The 19,751-nt window shown below is 65.7% G+C and carries 17 protein-coding genes and 1 pseudogene; 10 read left to right on the top strand and 8 right to left on the bottom strand.

The features are described from left to right. A partial coding sequence (locus tag M8523_RS33360) for a GntR family transcriptional regulator (protein WP_282589148.1) occupies window positions 1–359 on the bottom strand: 359 nt, incomplete at its 3' end. Between the two features lie 289 nt (window positions 360–648). Between M8523_RS33360 and M8523_RS33355 the strand changes: the two genes are divergently transcribed. Continuing rightward, entirely contained in the window at window positions 649–1,494 is an 846-nt protein-coding gene (locus M8523_RS33355; protein WP_282589147.1) for a sugar phosphate isomerase/epimerase family protein, read from the top strand. A gap of 1,210 nt (window positions 1,495–2,704) precedes the next feature. Here M8523_RS33355 and M8523_RS33350 read toward each other — a convergent pair. The 4 genes from M8523_RS33350 to M8523_RS33335 are packed head-to-tail and all read right to left on the bottom strand — an operon-like array spanning window position 2,705 to window position 7,338. Further along, window positions 2,705–3,838: a substrate-binding domain-containing protein gene (locus M8523_RS33350; protein ID WP_282589146.1), complete on the bottom strand. Its 1,134-nt coding sequence runs from the start codon at window positions 3,836–3,838 to the stop codon at window positions 2,705–2,707. Window positions 3,839–3,878: 40 nt separating this feature from the next. Then, the gene (locus tag M8523_RS33345) at window positions 3,879–4,868 is read right to left on the bottom strand and encodes an ABC transporter permease (RefSeq protein WP_282589145.1); all 990 of its coding nucleotides are present in this window, start codon (window positions 4,866–4,868) and stop codon (window positions 3,879–3,881) included. Continuing rightward, a complete protein-coding gene (locus M8523_RS33340; RefSeq protein WP_282589144.1) occupies window positions 4,865–5,794 on the bottom strand; it encodes an ABC transporter permease in 930 nt (309 codons plus the stop codon). The genes M8523_RS33345 and M8523_RS33340 overlap by 4 nt, the downstream gene beginning before the upstream one ends. 44 nt (window positions 5,795–5,838) lie before the next feature. Further along, window positions 5,839–7,338 carry a sugar ABC transporter ATP-binding protein gene (locus tag M8523_RS33335; protein ID WP_282589143.1) on the bottom strand — a complete coding sequence of 500 codons (1,500 nt, stop codon included), beginning with the start codon at window positions 7,336–7,338 and terminating at the stop codon, window positions 5,839–5,841. 289 nt (window positions 7,339–7,627) lie between these two features. On the opposite strand from M8523_RS33335, the gene M8523_RS33330 reads away from it, so the two are divergent. After that, complete coding sequence (locus M8523_RS33330; RefSeq protein ID WP_282589142.1) at window positions 7,628–8,185, top strand: cupin domain-containing protein; 558 nt, start codon at window positions 7,628–7,630, stop codon at window positions 8,183–8,185. Between the two features lie 133 nt (window positions 8,186–8,318). Here M8523_RS33330 and M8523_RS36655 read toward each other — a convergent pair whose 3' ends face one another. After that, window positions 8,319–8,465, bottom strand: coding sequence for a hypothetical protein (locus M8523_RS36655; protein WP_345894354.1), 147 nt, complete (start codon window positions 8,463–8,465; stop codon window positions 8,319–8,321). A gap of 72 nt (window positions 8,466–8,537) precedes the next feature. On the opposite strand from M8523_RS36655, the gene M8523_RS36650 reads away from it, so the two are divergent. Beyond that, window positions 8,538–8,714 (top strand): hypothetical protein, encoded by a 177-nt coding sequence (locus tag M8523_RS36650; protein ID WP_345894353.1) that lies wholly within the window; start codon window positions 8,538–8,540, stop codon window positions 8,712–8,714. Between the two features lie 523 nt (window positions 8,715–9,237). On the opposite strand, the pseudogene M8523_RS33320 reads toward M8523_RS36650, so the two are convergent. Both M8523_RS33320 and M8523_RS33315 read right to left on the bottom strand, forming a co-directional pair. Further along, window positions 9,238–10,431, bottom strand: a pseudogene (locus tag M8523_RS33320) (IS91 family transposase). Window positions 10,432–10,434: 3 nt separating this feature from the next. Then, a complete protein-coding gene (locus M8523_RS33315) occupies window positions 10,435–11,343 on the bottom strand; it encodes a tyrosine-type recombinase/integrase (protein WP_282589141.1) in 909 nt (302 codons plus the stop codon). Window positions 11,344–11,825: 482 nt separating this feature from the next. Between M8523_RS33315 and M8523_RS33310 the strand changes: the two genes are divergently transcribed. From M8523_RS33310 to M8523_RS33280, 7 genes are all read left to right on the top strand, one after another. Further along, complete coding sequence (locus M8523_RS33310) at window positions 11,826–12,560, top strand: hypothetical protein (RefSeq protein ID WP_282589140.1); 735 nt, start codon at window positions 11,826–11,828, stop codon at window positions 12,558–12,560. 312 nt (window positions 12,561–12,872) lie between these two features. Beyond that, window positions 12,873–13,610, top strand: a complete 738-nt coding sequence (locus tag M8523_RS33305) for a hypothetical protein (RefSeq protein WP_282589139.1) — start codon at window positions 12,873–12,875, stop codon at window positions 13,608–13,610. Window positions 13,611–13,895: 285 nt separating this feature from the next. Beyond that, window positions 13,896–14,237 (top strand): hypothetical protein, encoded by a 342-nt coding sequence (locus M8523_RS33300; RefSeq protein WP_282589138.1) that lies wholly within the window; start codon window positions 13,896–13,898, stop codon window positions 14,235–14,237. Window positions 14,238–14,905: 668 nt separating this feature from the next. Continuing rightward, window positions 14,906–15,820 carry a hypothetical protein gene (locus tag M8523_RS33295; RefSeq protein ID WP_282589137.1) on the top strand — a complete coding sequence of 305 codons (915 nt, stop codon included), beginning with the start codon at window positions 14,906–14,908 and terminating at the stop codon, window positions 15,818–15,820. Between the two features lie 102 nt (window positions 15,821–15,922). Next, entirely contained in the window at window positions 15,923–17,554 is a 1,632-nt protein-coding gene (locus M8523_RS33290; RefSeq protein ID WP_282589136.1) for an exodeoxyribonuclease VII large subunit, read from the top strand. Then, window positions 17,551–17,781: an exodeoxyribonuclease VII small subunit gene (xseB, locus tag M8523_RS33285; protein ID WP_282589135.1), complete on the top strand. Its 231-nt coding sequence runs from the start codon at window positions 17,551–17,553 to the stop codon at window positions 17,779–17,781. The genes M8523_RS33290 and xseB overlap by 4 nt, the downstream gene beginning before the upstream one ends. Before the next feature lie 161 nt (window positions 17,782–17,942). Then, window positions 17,943–19,067 (top strand): AAA family ATPase, encoded by a 1,125-nt coding sequence (locus M8523_RS33280; RefSeq protein ID WP_282589134.1) that lies wholly within the window; start codon window positions 17,943–17,945, stop codon window positions 19,065–19,067. Window positions 19,068–19,751: the final 684 nt, after the last annotated feature.

The raw sequence follows: 19,751 nt of genomic DNA, 5'->3' as shown, positions 1-19,751 counted from the left end.
CCGCGCGCCCGCATGTCCTGCGAGAAGCCCGCGAAGAGCGACACGGGCTTTTCGACCCGATGCGCAACGGCCGTTCGGGCGCCGGGACGCTGCACCAGCAGCCGTTCGTCGACGAGCGTCTTGATTGCGCGGCGAATCGTCGTGCGGGAGATGGCCAGCCTCTCGGCCAGCGCACGCTCCCCGGGTATGGCGGTCCCTGGCCGAAGCAATCCCTGTCGCACGCTCGCCCGCAAGGCTTCAGTCAGCCGCTCATGCTTCGCGATCAGATCGTCCTGAAGCCCGGGTTCCTGCATGAGCCGGACGAGGCCGTCCGCAGCAATCATTGTTGTTTTACGGCTGTCGCTGGTCTGTGGAGGCATGGCGCGATCTTAGGCGCGCACCCAAGGCTTCGACAACAATCCCTTCGAGGCTCCAAGTGGCCTGCGGCGTAGACGGCGCCACATCCGCTCTGCGACGGCTGCGGAGCTGGCAACTGCCTTTCGGCGAACCTTCGACTTCGCGCTCGATGTTGCCTTTCTGAGGTCCAGCACACTCGCGCAAAAGCGGACTTACCCGCCGACAGCGATCCAATGGTAGACTGAGTCGCGCTGTATCGGCCGCTGCTGATCGGCGCCGAGCGATGTGGTTGCAGGTTCAAGGGAGAAGGCGATGCGGTTCGGGGCGAGTACCTTTATCTGGGCGTCGCCGTTCGGTGCGGACTCGCTGTACCTCATTGACAAGGTGAAGCAACTCGGGTTCGACCTGATCGAGATCTGCATCGAGGACCCGGCCACCATCGACACGGATGCGATAGGGGACGCACTGAACCACCATGGGGTCGATGCCCTGGTGTGCGGCGCCTTTGGCCCGAACCGCGACATGAGCGCGGAAAATGACGCTATTCGCGCCGACGCTGCACGCTACCTGCGCACCTGCATCGACATCGCGGCCCGGCTCGGCAGCCCGACCGTGTCCGGCCCTATGTATGCCGGCGTTGGGAACACGCAGATGCGGGATGTGGCGGGCCGTCGCGCGCAGCGGCAACGCTCTGTCGACGGGCTATCCCCCTTAGCCGATTACGCGGCCGAGCGCGGCGTAAAGCTCGCCTTTGAGCCGCTGAACCGCTTCGAGACCGATCTGGTGAACACGGTTGACCAAGGACTCGAGCTCATCCACGAGATCGGGCGAAACAACGTCGGTTTCCTCCTCGATACGTTCCACATGAACATCGAGGAGAAGAACATCCCGGATGCGATCCGGCGGGCCGGGGCCCACATCTTCGAATTTCACGCGTGCTCCAGCGATCGGGGCACACCGGGCGAGGATCATCTGCCATGGCCGCAGATCGTTGCCGCCCTTGCGGAGGTCACTTACACCGGGCCGGTAGTCATCGAAGCGTTCACGCCCAAGATCCAGGAGATCGCGCGAGCCGTATCGCTCTGGCGTCCCCTGGCCGAAAGCGAGGATGCCCTGGCAAGCGATGGCTTAGCGAATCTGCGACGCGTCTTCGGCTGAACCTCCGCTGGCCCGTCGTAAGCAGGCGGCGTCAACCCGGCGTGGATCTCGCGATCCAGGTTCTTGTCCGCCTCATCGAATGCGGTGGGTGCCGGGCCGCGGGGGTTCTTGGGGCCGAACTTGACATCCAGTGCTCCACGCTCTTTCGCATCAGCCGGGTTTTGGCCGAGACGGGTCTGCTGACCGTGTCGATGCGCGGCGTCCTCGCGCTCCGCCCACCCAGGATTCAGCTCGCGCAGCGCCGTGACGCAATGCTGCGGGAGGAGGACGCCGAGTGTGGGGTGCACGCACTCGGCCTCTCGCCCGCGCACACGGCACAGGCGACAAGCTTCTACGTCATGCGCAATCGATCCAGACAGCCAATTCCCGGAATTTCGCCGCGCACCGCGGTAAAAGATCGGGTCTTCCAAATGCGGCCATCGACAGTCCGTGGCGGAACGCTCTCACAGTGTGGAATTTGGCGCCGTGAAGCACAGCTGCTGGATTTCCGCGCTGTTAGCCAAGCACGCCCCCCACAGCGCTGCCCAACAATCAGCCGACATCGAAGCCTTGCTGGATGCGGGCATCGACGGGCTGATCGTCAGCGCTGTATCGGCGACCCTGATCGCCCCCGTGCTGCGGGACGCGGATAGATCGGGGTTGGCCCAGCGTCGGTTCGGTCATCCACCACGGCGAGGCCACGACCGTGCTGGTGCGACGAACGGCAGCGGGCGTGGCCGACCCAGACCGTAGGCTCAGTGCATCAGCCGCGCTGGATGAAACGATCTGGACCAAAGCCGACGTCAAAGCGGTTCTGCGAGTCACACCGGCGCAGGCGGGTGACCGCGCCGCAGTCGGGCGTTCTCTGAAAGTGGTGGTCGCCACGTTGTCACTCTTGTCGGCACCAAAGGAAAGCCAGCCTTGAGCTTGCCGATGCCTTAATCCACGCCCATGCCGCTCACTTCGAAGCGATCGTGGCCGACATGGGAAGCCAGTGCAAACACCCGTGCCACGTTCCCGATCGCCGGACAGCTGTCAGCGACCTTCCACAACCAAGCCGCAGCCTTCGTGCAACATATCGATAAGGCCGGCACCCCGGGCCGTCTCGCGATGGTCCAGGGCGAGGTTTACATTAAAAGCGTCCGGGAGCTTGGGCATTCGCGCTGTGCACAGTTCTCGCCGAAGCCGTCATGTGCAAGGCGGCCTTGAACCAGCCCCGGAGCGACGAACGTTACTTGCCGCCCCAGCGCTGGGGATAGCCTGGCATATCCTTGCAGCCGCACATGGCATAGTGCAGCGGCGGCATGTTGGGGTCGACGTACTGGTCGAGCGTCTCCTGCGTGACGACAGGCTGAGGCAGCTTCCAGGTGGGTCCGACAACCGGCTCTCCCTTCAGGATCTTGACGGCCGCGATCACCGGCGCGCGCCATTGGTAGGTCGGATAGGTCGGCGCGAAGGCGGTGAGTTTTTCCTTCTTCCACTTGGTGAGGAAGTCTTCCTGATCCTCGCCCGTGATTATCGGGTAAGGCTGGCCTGCATCCTCGAAGGCCTCGACAGCCGCCACGGCCGTCGCGCCCGCATCCATCCAGATCGCGTCGATCTTGCCGAAGCGGTTGATGTAGTCCTCGACGATGGTTTTCGTCTTGGCGTTGTCACCGCCCGTAAACTCGGCGCCGACCACGTTGATGTTGTTGGCCTTGAAGATCCGGTCGGCCGCGGCCCAGCGGTTCTCGAGCACGTCGACGCCCGGAAGGATGCGGAGGCCAAGCACCTTGCCGCCCTTGGGCAATTTGCTGACGATGAAGTTCGCCGTGGTGATGCCCCAGCCGTAGCCGCCGATCGGGTTGACGAAGGTCACGGGGCAATCGGTTTGCACGCCGCGGTCGAACACCAGCACGGGCAGCTTCTTGCAGGCTGCCTCGACCGCCGGAGTAAGCGCCGCCGTTGTGTTGGGCGACACGATCAGCGCGTCGCACTTCCCGCTCGAGACAAAGGAATTGATGTCCGAGATCTGCTTGTCGTCCTTGCCCTCCGCGTCGGCGGCCGTGAACGACTTGATGTCGGACTTCAGCATGTCGGCCTGGGCCTGCATGTCGGTCCAGCCGACGACCCGCCACGGGTTGTCGACGCCGGCGTTCGAGAAGCAGATGTTGTACGGACCTGGCTTCTTGTACTTCGACGTGTCGATCTGCTTTCCGCCGAGGTTCTGCTCCCAGGGTTTCCCCTCAGGACCTTGCGGCGTCATCTTAAGAAGCTCCTGCGCGTAGTCGAAGTCTTTCTGGCTGTTGAACTCCTGGGCACCCGCGCCCGTCGCCAAGCCGACCGCCAGCGCGGCAGCGCTGCATCTCAGCACAATTCGTTTCATTCCGTTTTCTCCCACTCGTTGTCGGACGTTGCGCGCCCGTTTACCCGCCGGTCCTCTGGCGATAGGCGCCCGAAGCGACGGCCGAGATCAGAATCAGCCCTTGCGCGGTGTCGCGCAGCGCCTGAGGCAGGCCGAGAAGATTGAGAAGCGTGAAAAGCGCGAACAGGCTCAAGGCGCCGAACACAACCCCGGTTATGCTTCCCCGGCCGCCCATGAGTTGCGCGCCGCCGATGACGCAGGCCGCGATCGCCTGGAGTTCAAGGCCCTGTCCGACATCGGTCGAGACCCCGCCGAAACCGCCCAGCATAATGCCGGCCGTCACCGCGCTGAGAGCCGAGATGACGAAGGCGCTGATCCGAGTGAGGTCAACCCGGATGCCGGCGAGCTCCGCTGCGCGCGGATTGTCGCCGACCGCGAAAACGCGACGGCCGAAGACAGTGCCGTGCAGCCCCCACCACGCGAGCACCGCAACGATCGCCAGAACGATGACGGACAGCGGCAGCTGACCTACCAGAGGGACATCGCGAAAGACGAAGCGACCGAAGGCGCGGAAATTGTCAGGAAGGTAGCCGCGCGGCGAGCCGCCCGACCACATCATCGCAACCCCGTTCACCGACAGCAGCGTGCCGAGCGTAGCAATGATCGAGGGAACCTTGAGGAAGGCTACCGCGATGCCATTGATGAGGCCCACCGCGACACCGATACCGTAGAGGGCCGCGATGGCGGCCCCGGTCAGCGACGGGTCACCCCCGGTGATCATCGACGCACCGAGCACGCTGAGGGTGATGAGGGAGCCGACCGACAGGTCGAAGCCGCCGGACACGAGCACAAAGACCTGTCCGGCCGCCAGGACCCCCAGCGGCGCGGCGCGGCGCAGAAAGTTCATGAAGCCGGCGGGCTCGATGTATGACGGCTGTTTCAGCGCAACGGCCGCGAACAGCACGAGGAAGATCACCACCCCGCTATTGATGTGGCGGGTCAGGGAGCCAGCGCGCCGGTGGAGCGCCGTATCGGGCAGCGCGATCGTCATGCAACATGACCCTTGTTGCGGAGCGAATAAACAGCCACAGCCGCGATCACGATGGCGCCCCGGATCACCTGTTTGGGGAAGGCCGGCACGCCCAACATGTTGAACGAAGCGTCGATGACGGCGAACAGCAGAACACCGGCGATTGTGCCCCACACGCCGCCGCGCCCGCCCGCAAGCATGGTCCCACCGATCACCACGACGGCGATGGATTCGAGGTCGTAAACGCCATCCCGTCCCACCCAGGGCGCGCCCGAGCGCAACCGACTTGCAAGGTAAAGCCCGGTCAGGCCGGCAAACAAGCTGCACAGCGTATGGGCTTGCACGATCACGCGGTCGGTCCGGATGCCGGCAAGCCGGGCGCCGGCTGCATTGCCTCCAACGGCGTATAAGTGGGCGCCGAACCGCGTGCTTCGCAAGAGCCAGGACACCCCAAGCGCGAGTAGGCCGAGGCCGAGCACCGACCAGGGCAATGGCCCGATTGCCCCGTAAGCGACGGCCTGAAAGGCCGGCGGCACCGAACCGGCAAAATTGTTGAAGCCAGACGACAAGACGCCCTGCAGGATCAGCCCCGACCCGAGCGTCGCGATCAACGGGCTCACCTTGAGCTTGGCGATCACCAGCCCGTTGATCGCTCCGACCCCGGCTGCGACGAGCAGAACCACCAGCACGGCCGGCACCATCATGGCGGGTGCGCCACGCATGATGAAAGAGGCCAGTACCGCGCCCACGCTGATCATGCTACCGACGGACAGGTCGATTGAGGCGCAAAGAATGACGAGGGTCTGCCCGAGCGCGACGGTGCCGAGCGCCACCGTCCGCTGCAGTAAGCCGACGATGCCTTCTGCACTGAGTTGGTTGAGCGATTGTGTCCAAAGTGCCGCGCACAGGTAAAGGGCGGCCGACCCGATGAACAAAAGCAATGGCACCGAGAACGCTCGGTGACGCCGCCGCGCAGGCTGGAGCGCCAGTGTCATGATCCGCATGCCGACGCCGGTTCAGCCACGGACCCGCCATGTCCTACCGCGAGCGCCATGACGTCCTCCTCGGAGGCGCCGCTCGGACATTCGCCCACAATGCGGCCCTCGTGCATCACGACGACCCGATCGCTGACCCCGACAACCTCCGGCAGGTCCGAGGAGATCATCAGGATGCCGCGCCCACGGTTCGCGAGGTCACGTATGATGGCGTAGATGGCCGCTTTAGCCGCCACATCAATGCCCCGCGTGGGCTCGGCGAAGATCAGCAGTTGCGGGTCGCGGGCGAGCCAACGGGCGATGATGACTTTCTGCTGATTGCCACCGGAGAGCAGGCGGATCGGGTCGTCGAACCGTGCCGCGCGAACGTCGAGCGCGCGCAGTCTCTGGTCCAGGGTCAAATTGCCCATGGCGCCTGCGCTTGGCAGAGCCAACGCCCGCGCAAAGGCACGCAACGTCAGCGCAGCGTTGTCCCGGAGCGACTGCCCAAGGGCCAAGCCTTCGCGCTTCCGGTCATCCGGCAAGAAACCCACGCCGGCGCGAATGCCGTCGCGGCTGGATCGCGGCGCGAACGGCTGCCCGTTCAACTGCATCGTCCCACGAGTAAACGGTCGGTCGCCGAAGATCGCCCGCGCGAGAGCCGATTTGCCGGCCCCCTCCAAGCCCGCCACCCCCACGACTTCGCCGCGCCGAACAGTGAGATTGATGTCTGAGATCGTGGCATTGCCGCCCTCGTTCACTTGGAGCAGCACGCCGCCGTCCGCTGCGCCGCGCGGCGGGAAGAACTCCTCGAGGTCTCGTCCGACCATGCAACGTACCAGCCGTCCCGTCGGCATTGCCTCGGTGCGGTCGGTCAGTACCTTTCGCCCGTCCTTGAGGACAGTCACCCGGTCCGAGATGGCGGCGATCTCCGGCATGCGGTGAGACACGTAGACGACCGCAACACTATCCCGGCGCAGCCGCCGCACGAGGTCGAGCAGCCGCGATGCTTCCGAGTCGTCGAGCGCCGCGGTCGGCTCGTCCATGACCAAGATGCTGGGCTTGCTAGCCAGCGCCTTGGCAATCTCCACCATCTGCTGCTCGGCCAAGGACAGATCGCCGGCTCGTGCGTCGACCTCGATCGAGGATTGCAGCCGGGCGAGGATCTCCCGCGCGCCGGCTCGCATGGCGGTCCGATCGAGCACGCCTCGACGGGTCGGCTCGGCGCCCAGGACGATGTTTTCGGCCACCGAGCGGTCGGGCAGAAGGCTGAGCTCCTGGTGGATGATGCCAATGCCGGCGCGCCGGGCCTCGACGGGGTGCGCGAAACTCGCGGGCTGGCCCTTGATGCGGATTTCACCGCCGTCCGGCCGATAGATGCCGCCCAGGATCTTCATCAAGGTGGATTTGCCGGCGCCGTTCTCGCCGCAGATCGCATGAACCTCGCCGGGGCGGCACTCGAAGCTCACGTCCTCCAACGCCCGCACGCCGGGAAACGACTTCGAAATGCCAATCATCTCCAACGCCGGGCTCAGCACGCTCGTCACCCCACGCCCGGCTCGCGGCTGAACCGCTGCGGCTCGGAACGTTCCCTCCAAGGCCGATCTTCGGACGTTTTAACGCCGCTGTCACGCGCTGGGGAGATGCATGAGCGTCCTTTTCTCGGGGTCGCGCAAGGGCGCTCCGGTCGCGTCGCAGAACCGCCTTTGACAATCGAGTGGATCGGTCGATTGAATGTGGCGGCCGACGGCTGGCCACGGTGGAGGACCACCATGGGTGGCCGGACGGCACTCGACGGAGGACAAGATGCCCGAGATCGAAAAGTACCTCTCCCGCCCGAACGGCCGGCTGCCAAACAGCCGCTTTCCGCTGCTGGTTCATCGCAATGGCATCGCCGGCGGTGGATTGGATACCGTCCAAGAGCGGTTCCGGAGCAACGGATGGTATAATAACTGGCGCTATCCAGGCGTTTACACCTACCCACATTTCCACTCGACGACGCATGAGTGCCTCGGCGTCGGTACGGGCTGGATGGAGCTTGAGTTGTTCGGCCGCGGTGGCAAGCGCGTGCGTGTTGAGGCGGGCGACGTCGTCGTCATACCGGCGGGCGTCTCCCACATGATGGTCGGACACTCGGACAACATCATGATGGTCGGTGGCTACCCGGACGGACGCGACTGGGACAACATGCAGGAGGAACATCTCACCGAGGAGCTGCGCCGCGCCGCCGCTAAGCGGGTCATGATGTGCCCCATCCCGGCCAAGGACCCGGTCACGGGCAACTCGATGCACGAGTGGATCGACGCTATGTCGTCTGTTGATGCCGACCTCAACGATTTTCGCGACAACCTCGACGCGCACTAGCCGGCTGCAGTGGCCGTTGAGCAAGACGATCGGTCTGCTCTTCTCAACCGTGAGCTGATCGTCGCGGAGCCGTCGTTCTACAGGTGGCTCGTGCCGCCGGCCGCCTTGGCGATCTTCTGTGTATCGGCATGTTTTACGGCCTCAGCGCCTTCTGGCTGCCGCTGTCCCATGCCATCGGCGGCAACGCGGCGCCGGCGTGCCAGGGCATCAAGATCGTGGCGAGCCTATTGACCATCACCTGCGACTGGCCGATCTCGGCGTTGCTGCCGGTCTTCGGCATCGTATTCCTCGGCCGCTCGGCGGTCGTGTTCGGTGGCTGGCTGGAGCGCTTGGGCCCTCGCAAGGGGCCTTCGTGGCCGGGCTGTGCTCGAGCGGTGGGTTCTTCCTGTCGGCGTTCGGTGTCGCCATCCATCAGCTCTGGCTACTGCGAATCGGGCTCGGCGTTGTGGGCGGCATCGGGCTCGGGCTCGGCTACATCTCGCCGGTTTCGACCCCCATCAGACGGTTCCCGACCGCCGCGGCATGGTGACCGGCCTGGCGGTCGTGGCCTGCAAGTCTCCCGAGTCCATAGGCGTGTGGGAGACAATGGTGGTGTCCGGGGTCGTCTATGACGGCGGGCGCCTTCGGCTATCGGGTGCCACTGAACGACAGGCGGGACCGGCGCAGGCACGGGCTCGACGACAGCCAGGGGGGCTATTGGACAACGAAGGTCTGTTTGCCCGAACCGCGCTCTCGAAAGCGGCCCGTCTGCTCGCGTGAAGAGTTTCGGGCGCCGTGAGGCGTACGAAAGTCGCCGAGGAAGGAACCCGCGGGGTCCAGGCTGACCTATGGGGATTTGAGCTACGGCGCGTTGTGGAGCGCGGCCAGACGATGCCGGGATGCGCGGTGACGCGGCATGGATGGCTGATTGCCTGAGCGTCGACGTGCTGATGGACGACGCTGTCTAGCGCCGGAGTGGTCGCTGTCAGCAGTGTTGTGAATGAGCGACGCATGCAGGCTCGATCGCCGGAGCGGGGTGGCTGCGACGTGGTTCAGGCTCATGCCGTGCCGGATCACGACGGCGCTCCGGGTGCTGCTGCTCTCTGGGGTGGCGCGCGCGGCTGCATCCAGCGTTCGAAGGTCTCGATGATGCGCATACGACCGCCGCAGCACGGACAGTGTGGACGCGGATCGGGCGGTTCGACTGCGACGACGGGTTCGGGTGGCGGCGAGACGGCCAGCAGCGCGCGGGCGCGGACGATGTTGGCCTTGCGGGTGGCGCTCGCGAGCAGGCCGTAGTGGCGGATGCGGTGGAAGCCGCGGGGCAGCACGTGCAGCAGAAAGCGCCGGATGAACTCGTCGGTGTCGAGCCTCATGACCTGCTGGCGCTCGGGGCCGCTGCGCCGGTAGTCCTTGTAGCGGAAGGTGACGCCGGTCTCGTCGAAGCCGATCAGGCGGCGGTTCGAGATGGCGACCCGGTGCGTGTAGCGCGACAGGTAGGCCAGCACGGCTTCGGGGCCGGCGAACGGCGCCTTGGCATAGACGACCCAGCGCTTCCTCCTGACGGGTGCGAGGTGGCGCAGGAAACGGCGCCGCACAGCCAGGTGGGCTTGGTCGCCGAAGAAGGCCAGCTTGCCGGCTTCGTGCAGGTCGGTCAGCCGGGTCAGGAACAGCCGGCGGAAGAGCTTGCCGAGCACCCGGACCGGCAGGAGGAAGGCCGGGCGCGAGGTGATCCACCGCGTGCCGTCGAGCGAGAAGCCGCCGCCTGGCACGATCATGTGCACGTGCGGGTGGTGCGTCATGGCCGAGCCTCATGTGTGGAGAACGGCCGTGATGCCGATGCGGGCGCCGAGATGCTTGGGATCGGCCGCGATCATCAGCATGGTCTCAGACGCAGCGCGGAACAGCAGGTCGTAGACCACGGCCTTGTTCTGCCAGGCGACGTCGGCGACTTCGGCTGGCAGGGTGAAGACGACGTGGAAGTAGCCGACCGGCAGAAGATCGGCCTCGCGCTCCGCGAGCCAGGTCCGTGCAGCGACTCCTTGACACTTCGGACAGTGCCGGTTGCGGCAGGAGTTGTAGGCGACCCGGAGATGGCCGCAGTCGTCGCAGCCCTCGACATGGCCGCCGAGCGCCGCTGTCCGGCAGTTCACGATCGCCGCCATGACCTTGAGCTGATGCAGGCTCAGGTGCCCGGCGTGGGCGGCCCGGTAGGCTGGGCCGGCGGCTCGGAAGATGTCGGCAATCTCCGGCCAGGAGGCCGGCACGCCTTAGCCGCCGAGCGTCCCCTGGTCGGGCATGAACAGCCCGAGCTTGTCGAGCGGGCTCGTCACGGTGCGCACGGTGCGGGTCGCCACCTTGGTGTAGAACGCCGTGTTGTCCAGTTTGGCGTGACCCAACAACGCCTGGATGACCCGGATATCGACGCCGTCCTCGAGAAGGTGGGTGGCGAAGCTGTGCCGCAAGGTATGCGGGCCAACCCGCTTGGCGATCTCCGCCGTCCGCGCGGCCTCGACCACGACGCGGTGGAGCTGCCGCGTGCTGATCGGCTTGCCGGCGTGCATGCCCGGAAACAGCCAGCCCTTGGGGTACATCACGCCCTGCTGCCGGCCGGCCTTCCACCACTCGCGCAGCAGGGTGAGCAGATCGGCGGCCAGCATGGCGTTGCGGTACTGCCCGCCCTTGCCGCGCTCGACCCGGATCAGCATGCGCTCGCTGTCGATGTCGCTGACCTTGAGGTGAGCCACCTCGGCGACCCGCAGGCCTGCTCCGTAGGCCACCGACAACGCCGCCTGATGTTTGAGGCAGGTGGTCGCGCCCAACAGTCGGGCAACCTCGTCGGGGCTCAGCACGACCGGCAGCTTGCGCGGGTAGGTCACCTTGACCAGCTTGCGTGCGAGGTCCGGCCGGTCGACCGTGTGCGTGAAGAAGAAGCGCAGCGCCGACACGATGGCATTCATCGTCGGCAACGGAACGCCGGCCTCGCGCTGCTCGACCTGAAAGCGACGCACATCCTCGGCCGTGGCCGTCGCGGGTGAGCGCCCCAGGAACGTCGCGAAGCGCCCGACATCACGAATGTAATTGTTCTGCGTCGAGCGCGAGAACTCGCGCATGGTCATGTCGTCGATCAGGCGCTGGCGCAGCGGGCTAATCGGGGCAGCGGGAATGAAGACGTCCATCGGAGGCTCCTCGGGTGAAAGGAACCTCGATGCTCAGCCCACCTCAGAAGCCGCTCAAACCATGCGCTCCGGACCGCCCCTGCCTCTCACCTCGCAGAATGTGCCTTCCCGCGCAGCGGGTTCGTTCATCGGCCAACCTCGCCCGTTCGCGGCCAAGCAACTTCAGCTAAAGTAGACCTCCCTGGCATCGTCGTGTCGGCAGGTGTCACGCGAACTCGGCTGACGGTCTCTGGCTGCGGTCAGTGACGATCACGAGCCAACACTCGAATCTGGCCGGTAGCGGCCGTCAGTAGCCTCAATCGGTGAGACATGGCGGTTCGGAAGCCGTGCAGCCTCGAACGTGTGTCGCGACGTCGGGCTGCCCGGAATGAGCTGCAGAGACGTCAGCAGGATTCGTCGCGAGATCTCCCCAAGAGCTTGGGATCGATTTGGGATTTCAATTTTGATTTCCCCCTTCTCAAGTTCAACAAGGATATCACGTCATGGCCAACAATAATCATACGCTCTCGCCAACGCCTGCACTGAACAACGACCTCCTGGCAGGCATCCGTCAACTCTTCAAACCTGATGAGATCGAAGTCATCGCGACCGCCTTGGCGGGATCTCCTCCGACTGACGTGATGTTCTTCGGAGAGATGTTCCGCCGGAGGCTTCGCGCGAGCAGCCTGCTTCAGTTGATGGTGCGCCGCTGGCATCTCGATGTCGGCACGATGGTCGACAAGTTGGAACGTGCGACGCCCGAGATGCTCATCACATTGGGGAGGGCGGTCGAGGCCTGGTACGACATCTGCCTTCGGGAAGGTCTCTACCCTTGGGGCAGATCCTCAAAAGTCGTCTTGTCGCGCGTTGGCTTGCACGCGGTCACAGGACCGGCGGCCTGGGGCTTCGCGGTTGCGATCCATTTGTCCATGTCGAGCGAGTTCGTCCTGCGGGATAGCCCGGATGCGGTGGCATTCGACACCATGCCGGATGTCGCGTCGCTGGCCCATGCCGTGCTGGAGCAACACCGGGACTGGATGACGGATCCTGATGTCGCGTATCGGCTCGTCACCCAACTCGCGAAGCTGACCGGGCACCGGTACTTCCGCCTTGATGCCCGCCCGGGCCGTCCCACCCTGACGGCAATCACCACATCGGCTCTGGCGCACGACTTGGCCGATGGCAGCCTTCAGCACCTGTGGCTGCAAGGCGTCAACGCACCTCAAAGCGAGGCGTAAGGCGACCTACGCCAGCGGTGACCGAGCACCTGCCGGTCCTGGAGCAGGAGAGATCCCGCTCCAGGAGATCTGCGAGCGACTGCTCGCAACTCGGACCATGTCTCGGAAGAAGCTTGCCGTCCCGCGGCCCACCGTTGCGTCGCACCGATCGGTGCTCCGTCGGGCCTTCGGGCCAAAGCGAAGGCGGATGGCACGGTCCGCGTCACTGCTGCTGCGGCGGTGATTGGCATTTCTCTCAAGTCACTCAGTTCTTTTGGGATTTCGATTTGATTTCCCCCTTTTCAACCTTCAACCATCCAGGATGACACTCAGATGACCGACACCAATCGTAGGCTCTCGCCAGGCGCTCAGCGGGTCCGTGAGCAGCGCCTCGCGCTTCTCGACGCCCATCGCTGGCCGCAGTTCGGAGGCACCGCGCTCGACCGCAAGCCGCCGCCCGTCTTCGCTGCCGGACGCGATGGGCAGCCACACGGCAGCGCCTTTCTCGGGATCATGCGCTGCACCGGCACGGATCGGATTGGCGCCCGACTGCACCATCCGGTGCGCGTGATCTCCGAGATGATCGCTCCCGATCCGGTCGCTCACCTGCGCGCCATCAACGCAGTGCGCTACGGCGAGACCTATCTCGAAGACACAGGTGCGTTCGGCCGCGCCACATCGGGATGGGACGACTGGACCCTGGAGCCGATCCCAAGCGACACGCCGGTCGCACCGTACAGCCCCGTGACGATCGCGGCTGACGTCCTCACCGTGGCGCTGCCACCCGGCCTGACGGTGCGCCAGTTCCATGCCGGCGTGACCCGCGCCATCAAAGCCACGGCGTTGCACCACTATGTGCGCACCCGCTCCGGCGAAGACTGCTGCACGCTGAGCGTGACGTCCCCGGAAAGACTCTGCCGCGCCACCAACGATCCGCTGGCCGGTGGAGGTCCGGTGGAAGACCTTCACCTGGTCGATCCGCAGCACGACCTGCGTCGACTGATCCGGGTGGTGGAGAATGTCGTCGCCACGGCGGCAAAGGCACCGCCGGGCGGATCGAACGCGGGCTGAGCGCGATCTGACGGTCGGCAGCCAGGCCGCGAATGGGTCAAGTGGCGGCCGTCGCAGACGACTGGCGGAACAGCCGGACCTCACCCGGCAGCTTGGCAGGCTGAGCTTGCCCTTCTGAAAGCGCGACCAAGGGCCTTTGTCCTCGCGCTGTCAGGTCCGAACACACAGGAAAGAGAAGGCGTCCCGCCTTTATGAAGCTTCAGAGTTTTTTGCCCCCGTTCTGAAGCTGGCGCAGCCGAGATCAACCAAGTTGGCGCGATTGTCCCCGCGGGGCAGAGACCCACCATGACCATAATCAATGATGCAAACCTGCGTTTGCCCGATGAGGCACGCGCCCTGACCGAAACGCTCTGGCCGCGCTGGCTCGCTGACCTCGACCGCTACGACGGGCGGGGGACCGCGGTGACCGATCCGACCGAGAAACTCCAGGTTCGGCTCAGCCTGATCGCGACCTCGCTTCTGCTAGCTGCCCTGCCAGCAGGCCAAATCGATGACCTGCGGGCCAAGACGCTCGTTGCGGCGTGGCTGCGCACGAACGATCTCGGCGACAATACGCTCGCGATGGTCGAAGCGGCCATCACGGCCGACATGGCCCGCCTGCAGCCCGTGGACGACCTGCTGGTCTGAGACGGTTGCAGCAGAAGGGCAGGGCCGAGCGGGCCCGATCCGCGTGGCGGCGACGCCGATCCTGGGTGATCCCGACCTCGATCCTCATGATGCAAGTGTCCGTTTCACGGTCAGACGCCTTTTTCTCCCCCCTTCTTGACCTTCCCACCAACAACCCGGCCGACGCGCGCTGCGCCGACGGATCGCAGCTCCCTCCACACAGCACAATCCAACCCTGCAAAGGAACATACCATGAACATCAAATCATCGACCGCCCTCGCATCCTGGCGTGTCGTCAGCGCCGACGAACCCAGCACCTTTGAGCGCATGTGCCTTGCCGCTCCTCCGGCGGACACCGCCCTGTACGCCTCCAGGGCCGATCGTGCGGTTGCCGACCAGAGGGAGGGCGCTCGCCTATCTCGCGGGCCCCTTCGGCTTGGCGCAGATTCATGGCAACTCCCGCCCTGACAAATGCGGCGCCGCCTGCGCGTCGACGATCAAGGCGCGCCGATCCTGAGTGATCCGACTTCGATCATCGCTGATGGGGACCTCTGCTTCACGGTCAGACTGTCTTTTTCTCCCCCTTCTTGACTTTCCACCAACAACCCAGCCGACGCGCTCTGCGCCGACCGGATCCCGAACTCCCTCCACACAGCACAACTCAACTCAACTCAACAAAGGAACATAACATGAACATGCAGACCTCGAATGCCCTCGCATCCTGGCTGGCGCTCAGCGCCAACGATCGCAGCGCCTTCGAGCGCGCCCGCTTGGCCCTGACGGCAGCCGCGCCGCAGCCCTCTCTCGAGCCCGAAGCAGCTCCTCCTCTGGCCCCGGCGCCGGAGAGCGAGCCTGTCACACAGCGCGTCGCGCAGCCGCAGCAGCTCAGCCTGCTGCCGTTGCCGGCCAGCGCAAGCCCGCGGCGCGGTCGCCTTGCACCTCCGCCGGTCGACACCGCTCTGTTTGCCTCCGCGGCCTTTCGCGCGGTCGCGGGCGGCGGTGGAACGGCCTTGGCGTATGTCGCCGGCTGCCGCGGCATGGCGCAGATCTACGAGGAGATCCACACCACGTTCTACAAGGCTGGATCGACCAGCGCCTCGGCGATCGCCGCGCGGATGCGCAGCTTGAACGACGCGGGCTACGCCTCCTATCGCCGGCTCGGCCATGAGGTCGTGGCCGAGCCTGAGTTCGACTGCTGGAGTGCCGCCAGCCTTCCGCTGCATGGTCCCCGGCCAACCAACAGCCCAGTCACGGGTCTTGGCAATGCGCTCCAGGTCCTTCTCCCGGCCGGCATGACCCATGAGGACTTCGACATCGCCCTCACCGAACACCTGCGGTCGGTGTCCCTGGCGACCATCGCGGCTCAGCCGGCCTTTCGCCTCACATGCATCGGTCGTGGCTTCGACATCGGTCGCCTGCAACGTTTCACGCTGAAGCAGGACAAATCCGGTTTCAAGGCGGCCTGTGAGCTCGTGCGTCTGTCGCCACGGTGGGACGCCGATGCCTATGCGGATCTCATCGAGGGCATCATCGCCGACTTCGTGCTCGCCCGCTCCCGTTCTGGCAACCCGAGCCCGATGAGTCGCCACGCCATCGAGCGCTGAGCGCGCGCCGGGGCGGCGGTCCCTGGTGATCGCCGCCCCGGCCGCCGGGCCTGAGCCCTGTTCCGCAACCTCCCTTGTTTCCACTCATCCTCTGGATCTCCAATGACCTCGGCCGCCCCGATCGTCTCACCCCCCTCTGTTGCCCTTGCGTCCTTGCGCGATGCGGCGAGCAACACCTCTCTCAGAGAGGCCATCCCGACCTTCACCCTGACGCACTTTCTCACCGCGGTGGGATGCCGTCTGCTCGCTGGTCTGCCCGCTCAGGTCTGGATCGAGGCCACGGTCGTGGCCGTCAAGGCCAGCGCCTACGGCCACCAGCTGGAACTCGTCGAGAGTGACGGCAGCGGCGGCGCGCCAACAGCACAATTGCGGGTGTTTCTCAGCAAAGAGGTGCGTCGCGCTATCGTCCAAGCCAGCGGCGCGGCCTTCGATCCCGCCCTGCTGGTCGGACTGACCACCTGCCTGCGCGTCGAACCCACCTTCTCGCCGCGCTGGCATCTGCAGGCCCGTGTCCTCGGACTGAGCGCCGCGACCCATCAGTCCATCGAGCGGCTCCGTGTCGACCAGTTGCGCCAGACGCTGCAACGGGAAGCGCTCTTCGACAGACAGCGGTCGCTCGCCACGCCACCGGATCTCACACGGCTCTGCATCATCCACCCGACCGGTGCGGCCGGCTATGCCGATGTCGCCGCCGAACTCGAGCGCTGGCAGAGCGCCGGTCTGCTGATCCTTCGGCACTATCAGGCACCCTTCGAGGGCGAACGCGCGACGGCCGGATTGATCGCGGCGCTGATGATGGCCGCTGACACGGTGGAGGGCGTCCGCCCCGATCTCATCATGATCGTCCGCGGCGGGGGCGCGAGCGCCGGCTTGCAGAGCCTCAACAACGAGACCCTCGTCCGCACGGTCTGCCGCTGCCCGGTGCCGATCGTCAGCGGCGTCGGCCATGCCATCGACCGCACCTTGCTGGACGAGGTGGCCTGGCGGGCCTGCGACACCCCCAGCAAGGCGCTCACCCTCGTGGCGCGCCTGATCGGCGCCCCCGCCGGCCGCGCCCGTGCCGATCTGGTCGCGATTACGACGGCGGCCGGCCAGCGGATTCAAAGCGCGGCAGATAGCCTGTCGCTGGCGCGGGACCGGGTGGTCACGGGTGTCGACAAGGCGATCGATCAGGCCGGGGGCGATCTCCGGACGCTTGAGGCCGGTCTCGAAAGCGCCACCCAATCCCACGGCCAGAGTCTCGCGCAGTGCCGCATCGACGCCGATCGTCTCTGGCGGGATTGCGCCGCGCACGGTCGGTCCCTGATCACTGACGCCGAGAGGGCCGGTCTCACCCTGAGCCACAGCCTGACAGCCGAGATCCGGCGCCGCCTCGCCCGCGTCGATCCGGGTGATGCGCTCGCCGCGGCTGTCACACGCGTCACCACCGCGCAGGTGGCGACTGCCGCCCAGCATTGCGACGCGCTGTTCGCCAGCATCACGGCGGCCGTCCGGACCCGCTTGGCCGTAGCCGAAAGCACTCTCGCTCGCACCGAGGCGCGCCTTGCCGAAACCGACCTCGCGGCCGTGCTCGGCCGTGGCTTCGCCCTCGTGCTCGATGCCGACGGGCACCTCATCCGCTCACAGGCCGCCGCGCTCCACGCCGGCCGCGTGACCCTCATGCTCGCGGACGGTCTGGTGACCGCCGTCCTCGAGACCTCTCCGGCCACCATTCTCAGAAAGCACGACCGATGACCCAGACCACACTTGGACCCGCCTCGACCCAGACCTATGCCGCCGCCTATCAGCGTCTCAACGAGATCGCCACGCGGCTGCGCGCGCCGGGTTCTGCTGCCACCATCGACACCCTGGCGGCCGACGTTCGCGCCGCCCGGGAAGCCTATCAGGCCTGCAAGGATCGCCTCGACGCCATCCGGCGCGAGATCGACCAGGAGATCGGGCCGGCCGACGCGGACGCCTGACCCCGACGCCACGCCGGGCGGTTGCGACGGACCCCGCGTCCAGCCGCCTTGCGCCGGCACACTCGGGCCAGGCCGCAGCCCAGCCCCCCTGATCCCGAGAGCCGAGACCCATCGTCCGGCCTCTCCTCATCCCCCTATCAATCTCACCAGCGAGCCTAACCATGACATCAGACACCTACCCACACTTCACCTTCGACGAGGACGACTTCGACCCCGTCGACGTGCCTGACGGCAGAGCCATCCCGCATGTTCTCGACGACATGGGGCTCGGCGTCGACGTCATCGACCGCAGGGCGCTGCGCGAGGCCATCCGGGGTCTCAGCACACAGGGCGACGGGTCTGACGACGAGACCTCCCGCGAGGAGGCGAGCCGTGTAAAGCTGCTGCGGGGCTTGCTTCACGGCAACGCTCTCTACAAGCAGTTCGTCGCTGGCACGCCCGAACTCATCGAGCGACTGGCTGGGCTTCGGAATGCCACGCCGAACTTCCGGGACGCCGCCGATGTGGTGCGCCGCGCCGCGCGCCTATCACTCGCCACCGCGACCCCGATGCGCATTCCGCCCCTACTGCTGCTCGGGCCGCCGGGCATCGGCAAGACGCACTTTGCGCAAGGCTTGGCGGCCGCGCTGGAGACCTCGGTCACCGTGATCGCGGGGTCGACACTCGCCGATCGCGGCGTTCTGACCGGCACCAACACCAGCTGGCGCGGGGCACGCCCCGGCGCGCTTGCCAAAGCGTTGCTGGCCGCTCCCACGATCAGCCCGGTTATCGTGATCGACGAAGTCGACAAGATGACGGGCCTCAGCGCTCACGACACCCCGCTCGACGCGCTTCTGACCATGCTGGAACCCGAGACCTCCCGAGCCTATCGCGACGAGTACTTTGATGTCCCGATGCGGGCCGACGCGGTCACCTGGATCATGACAGCAAATGATCTGGCGTCGCTGTCGGAGCCGCTGCGCGACCGGCTGCTGGTGCTCGACATCCCGGATCTCACCGCAGCCCAACGGTCGGAGGTTTACAGCCGCATCTTTGCGACCCTCAATGCCGCCCTCGGAGGCGCTTTTGATCTCGCCCCCGAGGCCCTGGCGTCTCTCGCCACGCTTAATACGCGACGCGCCAAGGCGGTGATCACCCAGGCTTTGGGCATCGCGGCCGACCATGAACGCCGGACCGTCACGGCTGCGGACATGATCCGAGCCGCGGAGCTGGTTCTCCCATCCGGGGGTTCGCGCGGGCGAGGGATTGGCTTTGGCCTGATGGGCTCCGTTCCGCAGCGGGGTTGATGATGGGCAGGGGAGCCGCGTCCGGATTGAGAACCCTGGCCCCACCAAAACTCAGGCTCGGACGGCGTGCTGGGAATGCTACAGGCGTGGGAGGCACATCTCCCGTTGCAACGGCTCAAACCTAGCCAGGTGCGAGATGGCTCGGCCCATCCATGCCCTCTGCGACAGAGAGCGGGCGCATTGCCGAGGTTGCTCGAAACGTGGACCGCGCGAAGTGACCACGGCTGCGAAAGAGTCACGAAGTTCCTGGATGACCCCGCCCTATAGAAGCCGACGATCTTCCGCGGCTCCTATGTCTGGTCTCACAGGCTGCGCCAGGGTCCGAAATTGTCCGGCTTCAGAAGGTCGGAACCGACGACAATCCGGCCCCAAAAACTCCGGAAACACTGTCTTCTAACTAAAGACAGTGTTTCCGGGTGAACTTTCTGCTTTTCTGGTTAAGTTACTCACTCAGACGACGTTCGAACCTTCATTCTCAACCGGTGTCAGCAACCAGATCCACTCTCGGTGAATGCCGATCATCTTGATCTGCTCGAGATCCCGCAAATCGCGGTTGAGGGTCGCATCTAACCCACCTTATTCACTGGCCTGATGATGGGAAGGTGGCGGACGTAGCGTATCGTCTTGAGGCAGCGTAGGATTTGGGTGCTTAGACCAACCCCACATCCGCTCTCGCGCTGCCAC

The organism is Lichenifustis flavocetrariae (assembly GCF_026130545.1).
In the GTDB taxonomy this organism is placed as follows: domain Bacteria; phylum Pseudomonadota; class Alphaproteobacteria; order Rhizobiales; family Beijerinckiaceae; genus Lichenihabitans; species Lichenihabitans flavocetrariae.
Note: the sequence above shows the minus strand (reverse complement) of the source record. Positions and strands in the feature narration are given on the sequence as shown.

Coding starts and splice junctions, on each gene's coding strand:
- M8523_RS33355 (WP_282589147.1), top strand. CDS start 649: ATGCGGTTCGGGGCGAGTACCTTTATCTGGGCGTCGCCGTTCGGTGCG.
- M8523_RS33350 (WP_282589146.1), bottom strand. CDS start 3,838: ATGAAACGAATTGTGCTGAGATGCAGCGCTGCCGCGCTGGCGGTCGGC.
- M8523_RS33345 (WP_282589145.1), bottom strand. CDS start 4,868: ATGACGATCGCGCTGCCCGATACGGCGCTCCACCGGCGCGCTGGCTCC.
- M8523_RS33335 (WP_282589143.1), bottom strand. CDS start 7,338: ATGATTGGCATTTCGAAGTCGTTTCCCGGCGTGCGGGCGTTGGAGGAC.
- M8523_RS33330 (WP_282589142.1), top strand. CDS start 7,628: ATGCCCGAGATCGAAAAGTACCTCTCCCGCCCGAACGGCCGGCTGCCA.
- M8523_RS36655 (WP_345894354.1), bottom strand. CDS start 8,465: ATGCCGAAGACCGGCAGCAACGCCGAGATCGGCCAGTCGCAGGTGATG.
- M8523_RS33315 (WP_282589141.1), bottom strand. CDS start 11,343: ATGGACGTCTTCATTCCCGCTGCCCCGATTAGCCCGCTGCGCCAGCGC.
- M8523_RS33310 (WP_282589140.1), top strand. CDS start 11,826: ATGGCCAACAATAATCATACGCTCTCGCCAACGCCTGCACTGAACAAC.
- M8523_RS33305 (WP_282589139.1), top strand. CDS start 12,873: ATGACCGACACCAATCGTAGGCTCTCGCCAGGCGCTCAGCGGGTCCGT.
- M8523_RS33300 (WP_282589138.1), top strand. CDS start 13,896: ATGACCATAATCAATGATGCAAACCTGCGTTTGCCCGATGAGGCACGC.
- M8523_RS33295 (WP_282589137.1), top strand. CDS start 14,906: ATGAACATGCAGACCTCGAATGCCCTCGCATCCTGGCTGGCGCTCAGC.
- M8523_RS33290 (WP_282589136.1), top strand. CDS start 15,923: ATGACCTCGGCCGCCCCGATCGTCTCACCCCCCTCTGTTGCCCTTGCG.
- xseB (WP_282589135.1), top strand. CDS start 17,551: ATGACCCAGACCACACTTGGACCCGCCTCGACCCAGACCTATGCCGCC.
- M8523_RS33280 (WP_282589134.1), top strand. CDS start 17,943: ATGACATCAGACACCTACCCACACTTCACCTTCGACGAGGACGACTTC.